At 60.2% G+C, this 17,659-nt stretch carries 19 protein-coding genes; 7 read left to right on the forward strand and 12 right to left on the reverse strand.

All coding sequences use genetic code 11. The annotated features are described in order from the left end of the window. Positions 1-20 precede the first annotated feature (20 nt). Both ABX75_RS07130 and ABX75_RS07135 read left to right on the forward strand, forming a co-directional pair. Entirely contained in the window at positions 21-1,046 is a 1,026-nt protein-coding gene (locus tag ABX75_RS07130) for an outer membrane protein assembly factor BamD (protein ID WP_034095823.1), read from the forward strand. A gap of 126 nt (positions 1,047-1,172) precedes the next feature. Continuing rightward, a complete protein-coding gene (locus tag ABX75_RS07135; RefSeq protein ID WP_034095822.1) occupies positions 1,173-1,406 on the forward strand; it encodes a PP0621 family protein in 234 nt (77 codons plus the stop codon). Here ABX75_RS07135 and thiO read toward each other — a convergent pair. From thiO to pilV, 5 genes are all read right to left on the reverse strand, one after another. After that, entirely contained in the window at positions 1,393-2,502 is a 1,110-nt protein-coding gene (gene thiO / locus ABX75_RS07140) for a glycine oxidase ThiO (protein WP_034095821.1), read from the reverse strand. The genes ABX75_RS07135 and thiO overlap by 14 nt on opposite strands. 62 nt (positions 2,503-2,564) lie before the next feature. After that, the gene (locus tag ABX75_RS07145; RefSeq protein ID WP_034095820.1) at positions 2,565-2,966 is read right to left on the reverse strand and encodes a type IV pilin protein; all 402 of its coding nucleotides are present in this window, start codon (positions 2,964-2,966) and stop codon (positions 2,565-2,567) included. Between the two features lie 10 nt (positions 2,967-2,976). Further along, positions 2,977-3,468, reverse strand: coding sequence for a PilX N-terminal domain-containing pilus assembly protein (locus ABX75_RS07150; RefSeq protein ID WP_047881671.1), 492 nt, complete (start codon positions 3,466-3,468; stop codon positions 2,977-2,979). A 46-nt stretch (positions 3,469-3,514) separates the two neighbouring features. Then, positions 3,515-4,222 carry a PilW family protein gene (locus tag ABX75_RS07155; protein ID WP_047881672.1) on the reverse strand — a complete coding sequence of 236 codons (708 nt, stop codon included), beginning with the start codon at positions 4,220-4,222 and terminating at the stop codon, positions 3,515-3,517. Beyond that, positions 4,219-4,704 (reverse strand): type IV pilus modification protein PilV, encoded by a 486-nt coding sequence (pilV, locus tag ABX75_RS07160; RefSeq protein WP_047881673.1) that lies wholly within the window; start codon positions 4,702-4,704, stop codon positions 4,219-4,221. Before pilV ends, ABX75_RS07155 begins: the two co-directional genes overlap by 4 nt. 204 nt (positions 4,705-4,908) lie before the next feature. On the opposite strand from pilV, the gene ABX75_RS07165 reads away from it, so the two are divergent. Continuing rightward, complete coding sequence (locus tag ABX75_RS07165) at positions 4,909-5,490, forward strand: GspH/FimT family protein (protein WP_047881674.1); 582 nt, start codon at positions 4,909-4,911, stop codon at positions 5,488-5,490. Here ABX75_RS07165 and ispH read toward each other — a convergent pair. From ispH to murJ, 6 genes are all read right to left on the reverse strand, one after another. Beyond that, entirely contained in the window at positions 5,444-6,391 is a 948-nt protein-coding gene (ispH, locus tag ABX75_RS07170; protein WP_034095816.1) for a 4-hydroxy-3-methylbut-2-enyl diphosphate reductase, read from the reverse strand. The two genes, ABX75_RS07165 and ispH, sit on opposite strands and share 47 nt — an antisense overlap. 111 nt (positions 6,392-6,502) lie before the next feature. Then, the gene (gene fkpB / locus ABX75_RS07175) at positions 6,503-6,940 is read right to left on the reverse strand and encodes an FKBP-type peptidyl-prolyl cis-trans isomerase (RefSeq protein ID WP_169868004.1); all 438 of its coding nucleotides are present in this window, start codon (positions 6,938-6,940) and stop codon (positions 6,503-6,505) included. A 7-nt stretch (positions 6,941-6,947) separates the two neighbouring features. Then, the gene (lspA, locus tag ABX75_RS07180) at positions 6,948-7,457 is read right to left on the reverse strand and encodes a signal peptidase II (RefSeq protein ID WP_034095814.1); all 510 of its coding nucleotides are present in this window, start codon (positions 7,455-7,457) and stop codon (positions 6,948-6,950) included. Continuing rightward, a complete protein-coding gene (gene ileS, locus ABX75_RS07185) occupies positions 7,450-10,281 on the reverse strand; it encodes an isoleucine--tRNA ligase (RefSeq protein ID WP_047881675.1) in 2,832 nt (943 codons plus the stop codon). The genes lspA and ileS overlap by 8 nt, the downstream gene beginning before the upstream one ends. A gap of 14 nt (positions 10,282-10,295) precedes the next feature. Further along, positions 10,296-11,234, reverse strand: coding sequence for a bifunctional riboflavin kinase/FAD synthetase (ribF, locus tag ABX75_RS07190; protein ID WP_034095812.1), 939 nt, complete (start codon positions 11,232-11,234; stop codon positions 10,296-10,298). A gap of 119 nt (positions 11,235-11,353) precedes the next feature. Continuing rightward, entirely contained in the window at positions 11,354-12,892 is a 1,539-nt protein-coding gene (murJ, locus tag ABX75_RS07195) for a murein biosynthesis integral membrane protein MurJ (protein ID WP_034111708.1), read from the reverse strand. 253 nt (positions 12,893-13,145) lie between these two features. Between murJ and rpsT the strand changes: the two genes are divergently transcribed. Continuing rightward, positions 13,146-13,424 carry a 30S ribosomal protein S20 gene (rpsT, locus tag ABX75_RS07200; protein WP_016976313.1) on the forward strand — a complete coding sequence of 93 codons (279 nt, stop codon included), beginning with the start codon at positions 13,146-13,148 and terminating at the stop codon, positions 13,422-13,424. Positions 13,425-13,779: 355 nt separating this feature from the next. Here rpsT and ABX75_RS07205 read toward each other — a convergent pair whose 3' ends face one another. Continuing rightward, a complete protein-coding gene (locus ABX75_RS07205; RefSeq protein ID WP_040267216.1) occupies positions 13,780-14,265 on the reverse strand; it encodes a peptidylprolyl isomerase in 486 nt (161 codons plus the stop codon). On the opposite strand from ABX75_RS07205, the gene ABX75_RS07210 reads away from it, so the two are divergent. The 3 genes from ABX75_RS07210 (at position 14,264) to ABX75_RS07220 (ending at position 17,633) form a co-directional block, all read left to right on the forward strand. Next, positions 14,264-14,554, forward strand: a complete 291-nt coding sequence (locus ABX75_RS07210; protein ID WP_099313219.1) for a DUF3565 domain-containing protein — start codon at positions 14,264-14,266, stop codon at positions 14,552-14,554. The two genes, ABX75_RS07205 and ABX75_RS07210, sit on opposite strands and share 2 nt — an antisense overlap. 79 nt (positions 14,555-14,633) lie before the next feature. Continuing rightward, positions 14,634-16,733 (forward strand): phosphate acetyltransferase, encoded by a 2,100-nt coding sequence (pta, locus tag ABX75_RS07215; protein WP_047881676.1) that lies wholly within the window; start codon positions 14,634-14,636, stop codon positions 16,731-16,733. After that, entirely contained in the window at positions 16,734-17,633 is a 900-nt protein-coding gene (locus ABX75_RS07220; protein ID WP_047881677.1) for an acyltransferase, read from the forward strand. Positions 17,634-17,659 lie beyond the last annotated feature (26 nt).

A 17,659-nucleotide genomic window follows, 5' to 3' on the forward strand; every position in this document is an offset into this window, starting at 1 on the left:
TCATAGGGACGCAAGCCGCCATGCAAGTGAAACACCTGCTGCTGATCGCCATCCTCGCCATGACTGCTGCTTGCTCGTCAACAAAGGAAGTCGTCGACGAAAACCTGAGCGAAGTCGAGCTGTACCAACAGGCTCAGAAAGACTTGGACAATAATAGCTACACCAGCGCCACAGCCAAGCTGAAGGCACTGGAGTCACGCTATCCGTTTGGTCGCTACGCTGACCAGGCCCAACTCGAGCTGATCTACGCCAACTACAAGAACGCCGAGCCGGAAGCCGCCAAGTCCGCCGCCGAGCGTTTCATCCGCCTGCACCCGCAGCACCCGAACGTGGACTACGCCTACTATATGAAGGGCCTGACCTCGTTCGACCAGGACGTTGGCCTGCTGGCGCGCTTCCTGCCGCTGGACATGACCAAGCGCGACCCGGGTGCGGCCCGCGACTCCTATAACGAGTTCGCCCAGCTCACCAGCCGCTATCCCAACAGCCGCTACGCGCCGGACGCCAAGCAGCGCATGATCTACCTGCGCAACCTGCTGGCTTCCTACGAGATCCACGTCGCGCACTACTACCTGACCCGTCAGGCCTACGTCGCCGCCGCCAACCGTGGCCGCTACGTGGTGGAGAACTTCCAGGAAACCCCATCCGTGGGTGATGGCCTGGCCGTAATGACCGAGGCTTATCAGCGCCTGCACTTGGACGAACTGGCTACTACTAGCCTGGAAACCCTCAAACTCAACTATCCCGATCATCCAAGCCTAAAAGACGGCCAGTTCGTGCCTCAGGTTGCCGAAGCGGACAACCGCTCCTGGCTGAGCAAGTACACCTTGGGCCTGATCGAATCCCGTCCACCGCTGCCGCCGGGCGAAACCCGCGCCAACCAGGACGTGATCAAGCAATTCCAGGACGCCAAGGACGCTATTCCTTCCGACCTCAAGCCGCACGACGAAAACGGCGACGTGATCGAAGAGGAAGAACCGCAAGCCCTGGGCAATAATCAGGACCGCTCGTGGTTCAGCTACATGACTTTTGGCATATTCGACTGATCAGTCCATGTAACACCTAAAAGGGAGCCTCCACAGGCTCCCTTTTTCATGGGCAGCATTATTGCTCTGTGCGCCTGCCACGTCCTTGGCTAAACTGGCCCATTCCTTGTCGAGAAACTGCCCATCATGCTACGTCTTTTGTTCTGGATAGCCGTTATTGCCGCCGCGGTATGGTTCTGGCGCAAGTTCAAAAGCCCGGCCACCAAGCAGCAGCGCGCCAACGAGCCCGATGCCGCGCTGATGGTGCGCTGCGCTCACTGCGGCGTGCACCTGCCGCAGGATCGCGCCTTGCGGCTGCGCCAGGAGTGGTATTGCACCCAGGCGCATTTGGAGCAGGGGCCAAAGTCTATCCAGCGTTGATTCGACCTTCTGGCGCATAAGGCGCCGGGTCAATAATCGGCTTATTGCCTAGCAGCAGGTCGGCGAACAGCTGACAGGACGCTGGCGCCAAGACCAGACCGTTGCGGTAATGCCCGCAGTTGAGCCATAAACCTTTGAACCCAGGCACCGGGCCTATATAGGGAATACCTTCCGGCGACCCCGGCCGCAAACCGGCCCAGTGCCCCACCACTTCAGCATGGGCCAGGGCAGGAATCAGCTCGACAGCAGAAGCCTTCAGGCTTTCCAATGCGGTCTCGGTGGGCGTTTTATCGAAGCCTTCGTGTTCCAGAGTGCTGCCGATCAGAATATGCCCGTCCCGTCGCGGAATCGCATAACGGCCCTTGGCGAGGACCATGCTCGACAGAAAGTTCGAATCACACTTGTAGAGAATCATCTGACCTTTGACCGGTTCCACCGGCAGCGATAAGCCGAGCGTACCGAGCAGATCACCGCTCCACGCCCCTGCCGCCAGCACCACCTGATTACCCAGGATCGGTCCTTCAGCCGTATTCACCCCCACCACACGGCCGTTCTCTACCGCAAACCCCGTCACCACACACTGCTCGCGAATCGTCACACCAGGCAATGCCAACAGCGCAGCCTTGAGGGATTTGACCAGGCGCGGGTTACGCACATTGGCCACGTTGGCCATAAAGATCGCTTGCGAGTACCCACCCCCCAACACCGGAACAGCATCATGGGCGACTGATATATCCACTTTGCTCAAGGGGCGTCCCTCGCGGACAGCCCAGGCCAGCGCTTCGGGCTCATCGTCCAGATCCAACCAGTACAAACCAGTGGTATGCACCTGCGGGTCGACACCGGTGGTGACAAACAGGTGCTCGGCCAATTGCGGGTAAAAATCTTGGGACCAATGCGCCAACGCGGTGACCGCTGGACTATAGCGCCACGGATACAGCGGCGAAACGATACCCCCGCCAGCCCAGGACGACTCCTGCCCAACCCCGGCGCGCTCCAGCAGCACTACCGCCTGCCCTTGGGTCGCCAGGTTGAACGCCGTCAACAAGCCGATGACTCCGCCACCGACAATCACCACTTGCTCTTGCTTAGCCATCATTCGATCCAATCGATAAAAAGGAACAAGCGCCACCGACGCCCAGTGATCCAGCATTCGCATCATTGCCCCCAGCACGCCTGGCGTGACATCTCCGGCGCCGCGCCTGGATTGCTGCGTGCGCCGGTACTGGTCAGGCTGAACTCGCCACAGGCGTCGCCGTCCATGATCGAGCCAGCCACAGGCGTAGCCAGCAAACGGAAATCCTGAGGGTTCAATGCGACGGAGATTCTATAGCGATCATCGCCGGCACTGACGCCGCTTGCGTCAATAAAAGTACCGTTCTTCGCATAGAACCGCTCCAGGTGCTGCGCCTGCTCAGTCAATACGCCGACGATTTGTACGCGGTAGGCCTTTTTCACCTGCGCCGTATAACCGGGGTAAACGATCCCAGCCAGAAGAGCGATGATCACCACGCCGATCAGTAATTCCAACAGGGTAAAACCTCGGGTGTCCATGCCCATCTCATTGCTCCTATAGAAGTTGTCGCCATGACACTCGCCGAAATCGCGGGCCTCCCTCCCCGTCTACCCGGGCATATACGCTCTCCAGCACCGTGCGCGCCTGACCGCTCCAGCCGACTGCCGTCACTCGATACAGCGCGGCCGTTGTATTCGGCGGCAAGTGCGCGATCCCGCGCCCCATGCCTAGAAACTGAACGCCGTAAAGCCCACCTTTGAGGGCAACCCAGGACACCGCTGAAACCGGGTGGGTGCCTGCGGCGATCACCGAAAACGCCTCATCCGGTGGCGCACAGGTGGTGATTGACTGGCACTGCGGCAACGTCCCACCACTACGCCGCACGCTCCACTCTCCGAGTCTCAAACCGCTCTCGGCACTTTGCAGCGACTGATTGCGATGCCAAAAACTGGCGGCCATCTTTTGCTGGGCCACCACCCCTTGCATCGAGGACAGGCCAATCAGCGATAACAGCAGCAAAAACACCAGACTCAATAGCAGCGCCATGCCTGACTGCCGCCGATAAGTCATCCATACGCCCTGCATAACAGCCCTACCCCAGACGGTTTCGTAGCGCCGCCACGACGCTGTAGGTTTGCGCCTTGACCCGGCCGGAGGGGTCTTGCAGCGTCATGAGGACGCGCACGCTGCGAATCAACGCCACGTCGGCAGGGCTTGCGTCGTAGCGCACCACCTGTGCCGATAAGGCATTGGCGGCAACGCCGAAACTGATATCGAACGCCTGAACGTTATCCACCAGTACCGCTTTTGCCGGTGCGGCCGGCGTGCTGATCTTCAACTGGCCGTTCTCGAAGGTGTAAGTGAGTTGGCGAATCGCAAATCGAATCTGCCCAGGGCCGGGCGCAGGCGAGAGGCCGGTGTAGGCCTGGGCGGCACCTGTGCAGTCAGACAATACTGTCCAATCGGGCCTGCCACTCCCTTCGCCGATGCTGGCGGTAACTAATGTCAGTGACTTCGAATCAGTGCCGGCGCTCCAACTGATCGGCCGTTCGAATGCCGGCGGTGCCTGTTCGATATGAGCGGTAGCCAGGCAGCCGAACATGCCGGCTTGACGAATATCCTGGATCATCTTGCCAAGCGCGAACCGCGCGTCGTCCTGCAACAGCATGGCGGCCTGCTGGCTCGCGTGGGTCGTTCGGGAACTGATCGCCACCTGACTGACCCCGAGCACCAGCATCAGCCCCAAGGTCAGGGCCACCAGCAACTCCACCAGGGTAAAACCTCGCGACCTTCGGTTCATTGTGCACCCTCCAGATCGCTGTCGATGCGAGTGGTCAGGGTGACCGTTTCGCGCGCACCAACCGCGCCGGCACCGCGGCTGTCATCCCAACTGATACTCACGGTGACCTCATTGGCACTGATCGCCACCGAGCCTTTGGCGCTCTCCCCGGCGAAGCTCAGAATATTGGCCTCAAAATCATGCAGGTCCAGGTCGCGCACGCTGGCACCCGCGGTGCTGGCCGGAGCGCGCTCGGAGCGGCTCCATGCGTAATCGGCGCCGGCATTGGCGCGGATTCGGTCAAGCATGTCGTAAGCGATAAAGCTGGCCTGACTGCTCATCCTCGAACTGTCCGTGGACTTAAGCGCGTTGAGTTGGATCACCGCCGCGCCCAGCAAGCCCACGGCGAGAATCAGTACCGCCACCAACACTTCGATAAGGGTCGTGCCGGTTTGTCGTCGAGATAAAGCAGGTGCAAAAAAAATGTTCGGGCGAGCAAGCATCACCGTCGTCATCCGTGTCGAGGGCCGAAAAGAGCAGACAAAAGCTGCTGTGCGACCCAAGACTAGCGTCGGTTTTTTGCCCGCGCTGTCCCCGGAACAAAGGGAAATACTTTGGACATAAAGGCCATCATCCGAGGCCAAGATCCAGCCGCTATACCTTTGGCTGCACCTGAAATATCTACCGCGTCCACGGAGGGACAACCTATGCAACAACGAGGTTTCACCCTGATCGAACTGCTGCTGGGGCTGATCGTCAGCGGCATCCTGGCCCATCTCACAGCGCCCGGACTCAAGACGTTGCTGGAGTCACAACAGCAACAAAGCGCCGCGCAATCCCTGGCGAGTGGGCTGCGTTTCGCACGCACCGAGGCCATCGCGCGAAACCGGGCGGTGGTCGTTCATGCGTTGAACAATGATTGGAGTCACGGCTGGCGCGTGATTGTGGATGTCAGCGGGCGTGGCCCTCTGGATGAGGACAATCCGGTGCTGCTGGAGCGACAGGACTCCGGACGGGTAGCCATCGTCGGTAACGGGCCGGTGAAGAGCCAGGTACGGTTCAGCGGGATGGGCGAGCCGGTATTTTCCGGCGGAGGGTTCCGCGCAGGGACATTACATGTATGTGGCACGGACCAGACACAGAGCCTACACCAAGTGGTGCTGGCCCCCAGCGGCCGTATCAGCCTGCGCAGCGACAGCGTCGAGCAGGCGTTGTGCCGGAGTTATTCCGGCACCCTGGCACTCAGAGCAGCGAACGTACCCGCAGCTCCTTGGGCATGGAAAAAGTGATGTTCTCCTCGCGCCCAGCCAACTCATCGGCGCCGGTCGCGCCCCATTCGTGCAACTGCTGGATGACGCCGCGCACCAGCACTTCCGGCGCCGAGGCGCCTGCGGTGATACCGATACGCTCGACGCCATCGAACCAACTGCGCTGCATGTCTTCGGCACCATCGATCAGGTACGCGGGCGTCGCCATGCGCTCGGCCAACTCGCGCAGACGATTGGAGTTGGAGCTGTTCGGGCTGCCGACCACCAAGACCACGTCGCATTCATCGGCCAGTTGCTTGACCGCATCCTGGCGATTTTGCGTGGCGTAGCAGATGTCATCCTTACGCGGCCCGCCGATCGCTGGAAAGCGCGTGCGCAAGGCATCGATGACACGACTGGTGTCGTCCATGGATAAAGTGGTCTGGGTCACGAATGCCAAGCGTTCCGGGTTGCGCACTTGCAGATTGGCGACGTCTTTTTCGTCCTCAACCAGGTAGATGGCGCCGCCGTTGCTGGCGTCGTACTGGCCCATGGTGCCTTCGACTTCCGGGTGGCCGGCATGACCGATCAGGATGCACTCGCGGCCGTCGCGGCTATAGCGCGCAACCTCAATATGGACTTTGGTGACCAATGGGCACGTTGCATCGAAGACTTTCAGTCCACGACCTGCCGCTTCGCTACGCACGGCCTGGGAAACCCCGTGAGCACTGAAAATAACGATAACGTCGTCCGGCACTTGGTCGAGTTCCTCGACAAAGATGGCACCGCGCGCGCGCAGGTCTTCGACTACGAACTTGTTATGCACCACTTCATGGCGCACGTAGATCGGTGGCCCGAAGACTTCGAGAGCGCGGTTGACGATTTCGATCGCCCGATCCACACCGGCACAGAAGCCACGGGGGTTGGCGAGTTTGATTTGCATGCTGTGCCTCGTGCCTGGCGTTTGGGTCAGAGTTGATGCTGCTGAACTGACAATTGAGGTCAGAGGTGGGAGGGAGATTGCTCCCTCACACATTCTAGATCGGGGCGTTGATCAAAGAGCTTTAACGTCGATGATTTCCACATCAAACGTCAAGGTTTTACCGGCCAACGGGTGATTGAAGTCGATGGTCACTTGCGCGTCATCGAACGCCTTGACCACCCCTGGCAGTTCTGTATTGGCCGCATCGTTGAAAATCACCAGCAGGCCTTCAGACAGCTCCATGTCCTGGAACTGCGAACGCGGGATGATCTGCACATTCTGCGGATTGGGCTGGCCAAACGCATTTTCCGGCTGGATCTGCAGGGTGCGCTTGTCGCCAGCCTTGAAACCGAACAAGGCGGCCTCGAAACCCGGCAGCAGGTTGCCGTCGCCGACTTTGAAGGTGGCCGGGGCCTTATCGAACGTGCTGTCGACCGTGTCGCCGTTTTCCAGGCGCAGTGCGAAATGCAAAGTGACTTCCGTGTTCTGGCCGATGCGTTGCTCAGCCAATACCTGATCAGTCATTGACGGTCTCTCCGGTTTTCTTACTTTTAAACATATCCAGCGCCAACATGATTGCACCGACGGTGATCGCGCTGTCGGCAAAGTTGAATGCTGGGAAGTAATGACGGTTCTGCCAGTGCACCAGGATGAAGTCGATCACATGGCCCAGGGCAATGCGGTCGTACAGGTTACCCAACGCGCCGCCCAACACCAGGGCCAAGGCCACAGCCAGCCAGGTGTCATCGCGACCCAGGCGCTTGAGCCAGACCACCAGCACCGCGCTGACCACTACCGCGATCAGGGCAAACAGCCAACGCTGCCAACCGCCACTGTCGGCAAGGAAGCTGAACGCCGCACCGGTGTTGTAAGCCAGTGTCCAGCTGAAGTAGTCCGGGATCACCACGATCTGCTGGAACATTTCCAGGGAGCTTTCGAAGTGAGCCTTGCTGACCTGGTCGATGATCAGGACCAGCAAACTCAAGACAAGCCAGCCCAGACGTCCGAAACGGCCGGCGTTAGGCATAGTGGCGAACCTCACCGGCACCGCTGATGTTGTCGACGCAGCGACCGCAGATTTCAGGATGCTGAGGGTTCACACCGACATCTTCACGGCAGTGCCAGCAACGGGCGCACTTGGCGAACGCCGACTTAACCACTTTGAGCTTCAGGCCCGGCACTTCGGTCGCCACGGCATCCGCCGGTGCCTGGGCGAAAGGCGCCAGGGTCGCGGTGGATGTGATCAACACGAAGCGCAGCTCGTTGCTCAGTTTGGCCAGGTCGGCGGTCAGACCTTCCTCGGCAAACAGGGTAACTTCGGCTTGCAGGTTGCCACCAACTGCCTTGGCCGCGCGCTGAACCTCCAACTCCTTGTTCACCGCAGCCTTGACGGCCATCACACCTTCCCAATACTCGCGGCCCAGCTCGAAGTCGGCCGGCAATTCGGTCAGGCCTTCGTACCAGGTGTTGAGCATTACGGACTCGTTACGCTCGCCTGGCAGGTACTCCCACAGTTCGTCGGCGGTGAAGGCCAGGATCGGTGCGATCCAGCGCACCAGCGCCTCGGAGATGTGGTACAGCGCGGTCTGCGCCGAACGGCGCGCCTTGCTGTTGGCGCCGGTGGTGTACTGGCGGTCCTTGATGATGTCGAGATAGAAACCGCCCAACTCCTGCACACAGAAGTTGTGGATCTTCGAGTAGACGTTCCAGAAACGGTATTCGCCGTAGTGTTCCTGCAACTCGCGTTGCAGCAACAGGGTACGGTCCACGGCCCAACGGTCCAGGGCGAGCATGTCTTCGGCCGGCAGGATGTCGGTGGCCGGGTTGAAACCGCTCAGGTTCGACAGCAGGAAGCGTGCGGTATTACGGATACGGCGGTAGGCATCGGCGCTGCGCTGCAGGATCTGCTCCGACACGGCCATTTCGCCGGAATAGTCGGTAGAAGCCACCCACAGACGCATGATGTCGGCACCCAGGGTGTCGTTGACTTTCTGCGGCGCGATCACGTTGCCCAGGGACTTGGACATCTTGCGGCCGTTTTCGTCGACGGTGAAACCATGGGTCAGCAGTTCGCGGTAAGGCGCGTGGTCGTCGATGGCGCAACCGGTGAGCAGCGACGAGTGGAACCAGCCACGGTGTTGGTCTGAGCCTTCCAGGTACAGGTCGGCGCGCGGGCCGCTCTGGTGGCCCATCGGATGCGAGCCGCGCAATACGTGCCAGTGCGTGGTGCCCGAGTCGAACCAGACATCGAGTGTGTCGCTGATCTTGTCGTACAGCGGCGCTTCGTCGCCCAGCAGCTCGGCGGCGTCCAGTTTGAACCAGGCTTCGATGCCTTCCTGTTCAACGCGCCGGGCCACTTCTTCCATCAGTTCGACGGTACGCGGGTGCAGCTCGCCGCTTTCCTTGTTGAGGAAGAACGGGATCGGCACGCCCCAGTTGCGCTGACGGGAGATGCACCAGTCCGGACGGTTGGCGATCATCGAGTGCAGGCGCGCCTGGCCCCAGGCCGGGATAAAGCCGGTGTCTTCGATGGCCTTGAGAGCACGATTGCGCAGGGTGTCGCCGGCAACCGGTTGTTTGTCCATGCCGATAAACCACTGCGCGGTGGCGCGGTAGATCAGCGGGGTCTTGTGGCGCCAGCAGTGCATGTAGCTGTGCTGGATAGTCGCGGTCTGCATAAGCGCGCCAACTTCGCGCAGCTTGTCGATGATGGCCTTGTCAGCTTTAAAGATGAATTGGCCACCGAAGAACTCCAGCGACGGTACATAGACGCCGTTGCTTTGCACTGGATTGATGATGTCATCGTTGACCAGGCCGTACTTCTTGCAGATCACAAAGTCGTCGACGCCGTAGGCGGGCGAGCAGTGAACCACGCCCGTACCCGAGCCCAGCTCGACGTAATCGGCCAGGTACACCGGCGACAGACGGTCATAGAACGGATGACGGAAGTTGATCAATTCCAGCGCCGAACCTGTGGTGGTGGCGATCACCGAACCTTGCAACTCGTAGCGCGCCAGGCAGGCCTCGACCATTTCCTCGGCCAGTACCAGCAGGCGATCACCGACGTCCACCAGGGCGTAGGTGAATTCCGGGTGCACGTTCAACGCCTGGTTGGCGGGGATCGTCCACGGGGTGGTGGTCCAGATCACAATGGCCGCCGGCTTGGCCAGGCTGGCCAGGCCGAACGCATCGGCCAGCTTGGCCTCGTCGGCGATCGGGAAGGCTACGTCGATGGTCGAGGACTTCTTGTCCTCGTACTCGACTTCCGCTTCCGCCAAGGCCGAGCCGCAGTCGAAGCACCAGTTCACGGGCTTGAGGCCCTTGAACACGAAACCGCCCTTGACGATTTCGGCCAAGGCGCGGATTTCACCGGCCTCGTTCTTGAAGTTCATGGTTTTGTACGGGTTGGCCCAGTCGCCCAACACGCCCAGGCGGATAAACTCGGACTTCTGCCCTTCGATCTGCTCGGTAGCGTACGCACGGCACAATTCGCGCGTCTTGTCGGCACCCAGGTTCTTGCCGTGGGTCACTTCGACTTTGTGTTCGATCGGCAGGCCGTGGCAGTCCCAACCTGGAACATAAGGTGCGTCGAAACCCGAAAGGGTTTTCGAACGGATGATCATGTCCTTGAGGATCTTGTTCAGCGCATGACCGATATGAATCGTGCCATTGGCATAAGGAGGGCCGTCGTGCAGGACGAATTTCGGACGATCCTTGCCAATTTCGCGCAACTTTCCGTACAGGCCAATACTGTCCCAGCGCTGCAGGATCTGCGGTTCGCGCTGTGGCAGGCCGGCCTTCATTGGGAAGGCGGTGTCCGGAAGGTTTAGCGTGGCTTTATAGTCGGTCATTTAAGGCTCTTCGGTTAGCGATGGGCGCTAGGTGCGGCTAGTGCACGGGCGGCGGCGACATCCGCATTGATCGCCGTTTTCAACGCCTCAAGCGAGGCGAAACGCTGCTCTTCACGCAGCTTCTGGTGGAAAACCACCGTCAAACGCCGGTCATACAGATCACCGGCAAAATCCAAAAGATGAACTTCCAGGTGGGCCTTGCCATCACCTGCAACCGTGGGCCTGACGCCTATGTTGGCGACTCCGGACCACGATTGACCGTCGATGTCGACGCTGACCAGATAAACCCCGGTCAGCGGCACACGGCGGCGCTTAAGTTGCACGTTGGCAGTCGGCGTGCCCAATTGGCGCGCCAGCTTCTGGCCGTGCAGTACCCGCCCGGCGATGCGGAACGGGCGACCGAGCAAACGCTCGGCCAACGCGAAGTCGGCAGCGGCCAAGGCATTACGCACCTGGGTACTGCTCACGCGCAGGCCATCCAGTTCGACGGTTTGCGCAGCTTCGACGGTAAACCCCTGGCTGACGCCGGCCTGTTGCAGAAACTCGAAATCGCCGACGCGATCGCAGCCGAAACGGAAGTCGTCACCGACCTCCAGGTGCTGTACACCCAGGCCATCGACCAGGATGCGGTCGACGAACTCGGCGGCACTGAGGCTTTGCAAACGCTGGTTGAAGGCCAGGCAGAGGACGCGGTCCACACCTTCTTCGGCCAGCAATTGCAGTTTATCGCGCAGGCGTGCCAGGCGAGCTGGCGCGGTCTCAGGGGAGAAAAACTCCCGCGGCTGGGGCTCAAAAATCACCACGCAGCTGGGCACGCCCAACTCGACCGCACGCTCGCGCAGCCTGGCCAGGATAGCCTGGTGGCCACGGTGAACACCGTCAAAGTTGCCAATAGTGGCGACGCAGCCCCGATGCTGGGGGCGCAGGTTGTGGAGACCTCGAACCAGCTGCATAACGCGCTTCTTGCTCATAAAGTGGTCGATTATAACCACACACTGCCCCGGACGACAGGCAACAGCGCAGGCCAAATGGGTCGAATCGATAAAACACCGGTTTTATCGCGGCAAACTCTCTAATTCAGTGACTTGCGATTGAAATCCCGCAGCCGGAAACCTTGCAGCAGCAACATTCCGAAGTACACCACCACACCAGCGATCACCAGTACACCCAGTCGCATAAAGCGCTCCAGCATATGGCCCTGATCCCAGGCGGGCATTATGTGCATCAAGCCAAGCAGCACGGCGGACATCGCCCCTACCGCCACCAGCAATTTGATCGCGAATATCCCCCAGCCCGGCTGCGGCTGAAACATCTGCTGCTTGCGCAGTTGATAGAACAGCAGGCCGGCATTGATGCAGGCGCCGGCACTGATTGCCAAGGCCAAGCCGGCATGGGCCAGCGGGCCGATAAACAGCAAGTTGAGCAGTTGCGTGACGATCAGGGTGAAGATTGCGATTTTCACCGGCGTGCGGATGTTCTGCTGAGCATAGAAGCCCGGCGCCAGCACTTTGATCACGATGATGCCGAGCAGGCCGACGGAGTAGGCGATCAGCGCGTGTTGGGTCATCTGGGCGTCATGGGCGTCGAACTGACCATATTGGAACAACGAGACCGTCAACGGCTCGGCCAGAATCCCCAGCGCCAGTGAACAGGGCAGCACCAGCACAAAGCACAGGCGCAAGCCCCAATCGAGAATGCGCGAATACTCCTGGCGATCCTTACTGGCGTAGGTGCGCGCCAGGGTCGGCAGCAAGATCGTGCCGAGCGCCACCCCCAGCACCCCGGAAGGCAATTCCATCAGGCGGTCGGCGTAGTACATCCACGACACCGAGCCGGACACCAGCAGGGAGGCGAACGCAGTATTGATGATCAGCGAGATCTGACTGACCGATACACCAAGGATCGCCGGCAACATATTGCGCATGACACGCCAAACACCGGTGTCCTTGAGGTTCAGGCGCGGCAGTACCAGCATGCCGATCTTCTTCAAATGCGGCAGTTGGTAAAGCAATTGCGCCAGGCCGCCGGCCAGCACCGCCCAGCCCAGCGCCATCACCGGCGGATCGAAGTACGGCGTGAGGAACAGCGCAAAGATGATCATGCTCACGTTCAGCAGGGTCGGCACGAAGGCCGGCACCGAGAAACGGTTCCAGGTATTGAGGATCGCCCCGGCCAGGGACGACAGGGAGATCAGCAATATATAAGGAAAGGTCACGCGCAACAGGTCGGTGGTCAGCGCAAATTTTTCCGGGGTATTGGCAAAGCCGGGCGCCGTGGCCCAGATCACCCAGGGAGCGGCCAGCATGCCCAGGGCAGTCACCAGCATCAGTACCAGGGTGAGCAGCCCGGAAACATAGGCGATAAAAGTACGCGTCGCTTCTTCGCCCTGCTGGGTCTTGTACTCCGCCAGAATCGGCACGAACGCCTGTGAAAAGGCGCCCTCGGCGAAGATACGCCGCAGCAGGTTGGGCAATTTGAAGGCGATAAAGAAGGCATCCGTGGCCATACTGGCGCCAAAGATGCGCGCTAGCAGGGTGTCACGCACAAACCCCAGAACCCGGGAAATCATCGTGATAGAGCTGACGGCGGCCAGCGATTTGAGCAGATTCATCGAAAGAGTTTGCGCCTATAGATAAAGAGCAGGCGAACTGTGCGCCTACTTATGCGATACTGCGCGCCTGCAACAGCACAGAGCCAAAGCTCGCGAGTTTACAGGTCAAGCGCCGGAAATAAATCACCCGCCTCTTCAGATCGACCGCTCAGCAGTTCGCATCAGCCGCCCTTGACAACCCATCAAGTCATCGGCATGATTCGCGGCCTATTTTGTTTGCTATTTCCTAAAAAGTCTTTCGAGGAGCTCGACGGTGGCCAACACACCTTCCGCCAAAAAACGTGCAAAACAGGCTGAGAAGCGTCGCAGCCACAACGCCAGCCTGCGTTCCATGGTTCGTACCTACATCAAGAATGTAGTTAAAGCCATCGACACCAAAGACGCTGAAAAAGCTCAAGCTGCTTACGTTCTGGCTGTGCCAGTTATCGACCGTATGGCCGATAAAGGCATCATCCACAAGAACAAGGCCGCTCGTCATAAGAGCCGCCTGAATGGCCACATCAAGGCTCTGAGCGTTGCTGCAGCAGCCTAAGTGGTAACGACTGCAACGCAACCCAGGTTGCGTAACAGTTAAGAAATGCCCCGTACCGAAAGGTCCGGGGCATTTTTGTTGGGGCCTGAAAATCCCCCCCTGCGGGATGTGCGGCTTTTTTGTGGTGAGCGGGCTTGCCCCGCGCTGGGCTGCGCAGCAGCCCCAATACATTCAACGCGTTCCTCCAGACAGAACCCAATCTCAGGTTTTAGGGCCGCTTCGCGCCCCGGCGCGGGGCAAGCCCGCTCACCACAAAAAGCCCGCTCACCACTGGAAACCGGTCAACCAAAAAATGCAGGCAAAAAAACGCCCCGAACCAGTCGGGGCGTTTTGCTACCTATTGATCAAACCACGATCAATGGTGATGACCGCCTTCACCGTGGACGTGGCCGTGGGCCACTTCTTCCTGGGAAGCGTCGCGGATGGCAACGATCTTCACTTGAAAGTTCAGGCGCTGGCCAGCCAGGGGATGGTTGCCGTCGACGGTAACGTCGTCGCCGTCCAGGTCACGGATAGTGACGATCTGCATTTGGCCGTCCGGCGCCGAAGCGTGGAACTGCATGCCCACTTCCAACTCATCAACACCTTCGAACATGCTGCGGCTCAGGGTGCTGACCAGTTCGGCGGAATATTCGCCGTAGGCATCTTCAGGTTCCACGGCAACGGTCAGCTCATCACCAACTACTTTGCCTTCCAGGGCCTTTTCCAGGCCAGGAATGATGTTGCCTGCGCCATGCAGGTAGACCAGCGGCGCGCCGCCGGCTGAGCTGTCGATGACCTCACCAGCGTCGTTGGTGAGGGTATAGTCGATGGAGACAGCCTTGTTAGCGGCGATCGTCATGGGGCGAGACCTTTTGCATAAGAATGAAGAACGGACAAGTCTAAACAAGGATTTGCCCGAAAGCGAACAGAACCCGGACGGACGGGGCCGATCAACGGCATCCTACATCGTCGCGTTCCATCAGGACGACAGCGCGCACTGGGTGGCCGAGCTGTCCTGCGGCCACACCCAGCACCTGCGCCACCAGCCGCCTTGGCAATCCCGCGCCTGGGTACTGGACCCGCAGCAACGCAGTGAAAAAATAGGCCAGCGCTTTGCCTGCGGCTGGTGTGCGCAAGCCCACGAATAGCGATAACCTTGGCACCTGATTCCCGGCAGGCCCTCAGTCATAGAGCGCCACCGAAGCCATGCACCTCCAGAGAATTCGCATGCAGACTTTTTTTATCGCGCCCACCGATTTTGGTGTGGGTCTGACCTCCATCAGCCTCGGGCTGGTGCGCACCCTCGAACGAGCCGGGCTGAAAGTCGGCTTCTTCAAGCCAATTGCCCAACCCCACCCCGGCGACACCGGCCCCGAACGCTCCACCGAACTGGTCGCGCGTACCCACGGCCTCAAGCCGCCACAGCCGTTGGGCCTGGCCCACGTAGAGCGGATGCTCGGCGACGGCCAGCTCGATGAGCTGCTGGAAGAAATCATCACTTTGTACCAGCAGGCTGCCGTGGGCAAAGACGTGCTCATCGTCGAAGGCATGGTGCCGACCCGCAGCGCCAGCTATGCCGCACGGGTCAACCTGCACTTGGCCAAGAGCCTCGACGCGGAAGTGATCCTGGTGTCCGCCCCGGAAAACGAAGTGCTCACCGAGCTGTCCGGCCGCGTGGAGTTGCAGGCGCAACTGTTCGGCGGGCCGAAAGACCCGAAAGTGCTGGGGGTGATCCTCAACAAAGTACGCACCGAGGAAAGCATGGAGGCCTTCTCGGCGCGCCTGAAAGAGCATTCGCCGCTGTTGCGCAGCGGTGATTTCCGTCTGCTGGGCTGCATTCCCTATCAGCCAGAACTTAACGCGCCACGTACCCGCGACGTCGCCGACCTGATGGGTGCGCAGATCCTCAACGCCGGCGATTACGAAACCCGGCGCATGACTCGCATCATCATCTGCGCCCGCACCATGCGTAACACCGTGGAACTGCTCAAGCCCGGCGTGTTGGTGGTGACCCCCGGCGACCGCGACGACATTATCCTGGCCGTCAGCCTGGCCGCCATCAATGGCGTACCCCTGGCCGGGTTGCTGCTGACCAGCGACACCCTGCCCGACCCGCGCATCATGGACCTGTGCCGCGGCGCCTTCCAGGCCGGGCTGCCGGTGCTGTCGGTGAGTACCGGCTCCTACGAAACCGCCAACCTGCTCAACAACCTGAACAAGGAAATCCCCATCGATGACCGCGAGCGCGCCGAGATCATTACCGATTTCGTCGCCAGCCATCTCGATGCGCGTTGGCTGCACCAACGCTGCGGCACGCCGCGGGAGATGCGCCTGTCGCCGGCGGTGTTCCGCTACCAATTGATCCAGCGCGCCCAGGCCGCCAACAAGCGCATCGTTTTGCCCGAAGGCAGCGAGCCGCTGACCGTACAGGCCGCCGCTATCTGCCAGGCCCGAGGCATTGCGCGCTGCGTGCTGTTGGCCAAACCGGCGGACGTCGAAGCCGTGGCCCGCGCCCAAGGCATCGAGCTGCCCGAAGGGCTGGAGATTCTCGACCCGGACCTGATCCGCGAGCGGTATGTCGAACCCATGGTGGCGCTGCGCAAGAGCAAGAGCCTCAATGCGCCAATGGCCGAGCAGCAATTGGAAGACACCGTGGTGATCGCCACCATGATGCTGGCCCTGGATGAAGTCGACGGGCTGGTGTCCGGCGTCATCCACTCCACCGCCAATACCATCCGCCCGGCCTTGCAACTGATTAAAACCGCACCAGGTTGCACGCTGGTGTCGTCGGTGTTCTTCATGCTGTTTCCCGAGCAGGTGTTGGTGTACGGCGACTGTGTGATGAACCCGCACCCGAGCGCCGCCGAACTGGCGGAAATCGCCCTGCAGAGCGCCGACTCGGCGCAGGCGTTCGGCATCACGCCACGGGTGGCGATGATCAGTTACTCCAGCGGCGATTCGGCCAGCGGCGAAGAAGTCGAGAAAGTCCGCGAAGCCACGCTGCTCGCCCACGAGCAACAGAGTTCACTGCTGATCGACGGCCCGCTGCAATACGACGCCGCCGCCAACGAAACCGTGGCCCGCCAACTGGCGCCCAACAGCCCGGTCGCTGGCAAGGCTACGGTGTTTGTATTCCCGGACCTGAACACCGGCAACACCACCCACAAAGCGGTGCAGCGCAGCGCCGACTGCGTCAGCCTGGGGCCAATGCTTCAGGGCCTGCGCAAACCGGTCAACGACCTGCCGCGCGGCGCCCAGGTCGACGACATCGTGTACACCATCGCGCTGACCGCGATCCAAGCCGCCAATCGACCTATGGATATCTAAATGCTGGATTTTCTACCTGCCGCCGTACGCGGGGTGATCGCCTCGCTGTTGCTGGCGCTGAACACTATCCTGTTGTGTTCGTTCCTGTTTGTCGTGGCGCTGTTCAAGGCCCTGCCCTTCGCCAAGGGGTTCAGCGAGTGGCTGATGAACCATACCCATGAGGCCTGGGTGACCAACAACAAGGGCTGGATGAACCTGGTTCAGCGCACGCGCTGGCATGTGAAGGGCCTTGAAGGCCTGGATTATCAGCATTCCTATCTGGTGACCAGCAACCACCAGAGCTGGGTCGACATCATGGTGCTGCAATACGTGCTCAATCGTCGGATTCGCCCACTGAAGTTCTTCCTCAAACAGGAACTGATCTGGGTGCCGGTGATTGGACTGGCGTGGTGGGCCCTGGGCTTTCCATTCATGAAGCGTTACACCAAGGCCTACTTGGAAAAACACCCGGAGAAGAAAGGCAAGGATCTGGAAACCACTCGCAAGACCTGTGAGAAATTTCGCGACAACCCGGTGGGCATCTTCAACTTCGCCGAGGGCACGCGGTTTACGCCAGCCAAACACGCACAGCAGAACTCGCCGTTTCGCTACCTGCTCAAACCCAAGGCCGGCGGTATCGCATTTGTACTGGATGCCATGGGCGAGCAATTGAAGTCACTGGTGAACGTAACCATCCACTACCCCGCCGGGCGCCCTGGGTACTGGGACTTGCTATGCGGGAAGGTGAATGACGTGGTGGTGCAGTTTGACGAGGTGCAGATCCCGGTCGAGTTTATCGGCAGGAATTATGAGCAGGATGGAGAGTATCGGCTGGCGTTCCAGGGGTGGATCAATCAGCTGTGGGAAGAGAAGGATGCGTTACTGGACAAGCTACATAAAGACTTCCCAGGCAAACGATAATCAAAAGGTGGGAGAGGGCTTGCCCT

Origin of the sequence: Pseudomonas sp. ARP3, assembly GCF_001029595.1 — a bacterium.
GTDB classification, from domain to species: Bacteria; Pseudomonadota; Gammaproteobacteria; order Pseudomonadales; family Pseudomonadaceae; genus Aquipseudomonas; species Aquipseudomonas rhodesiae.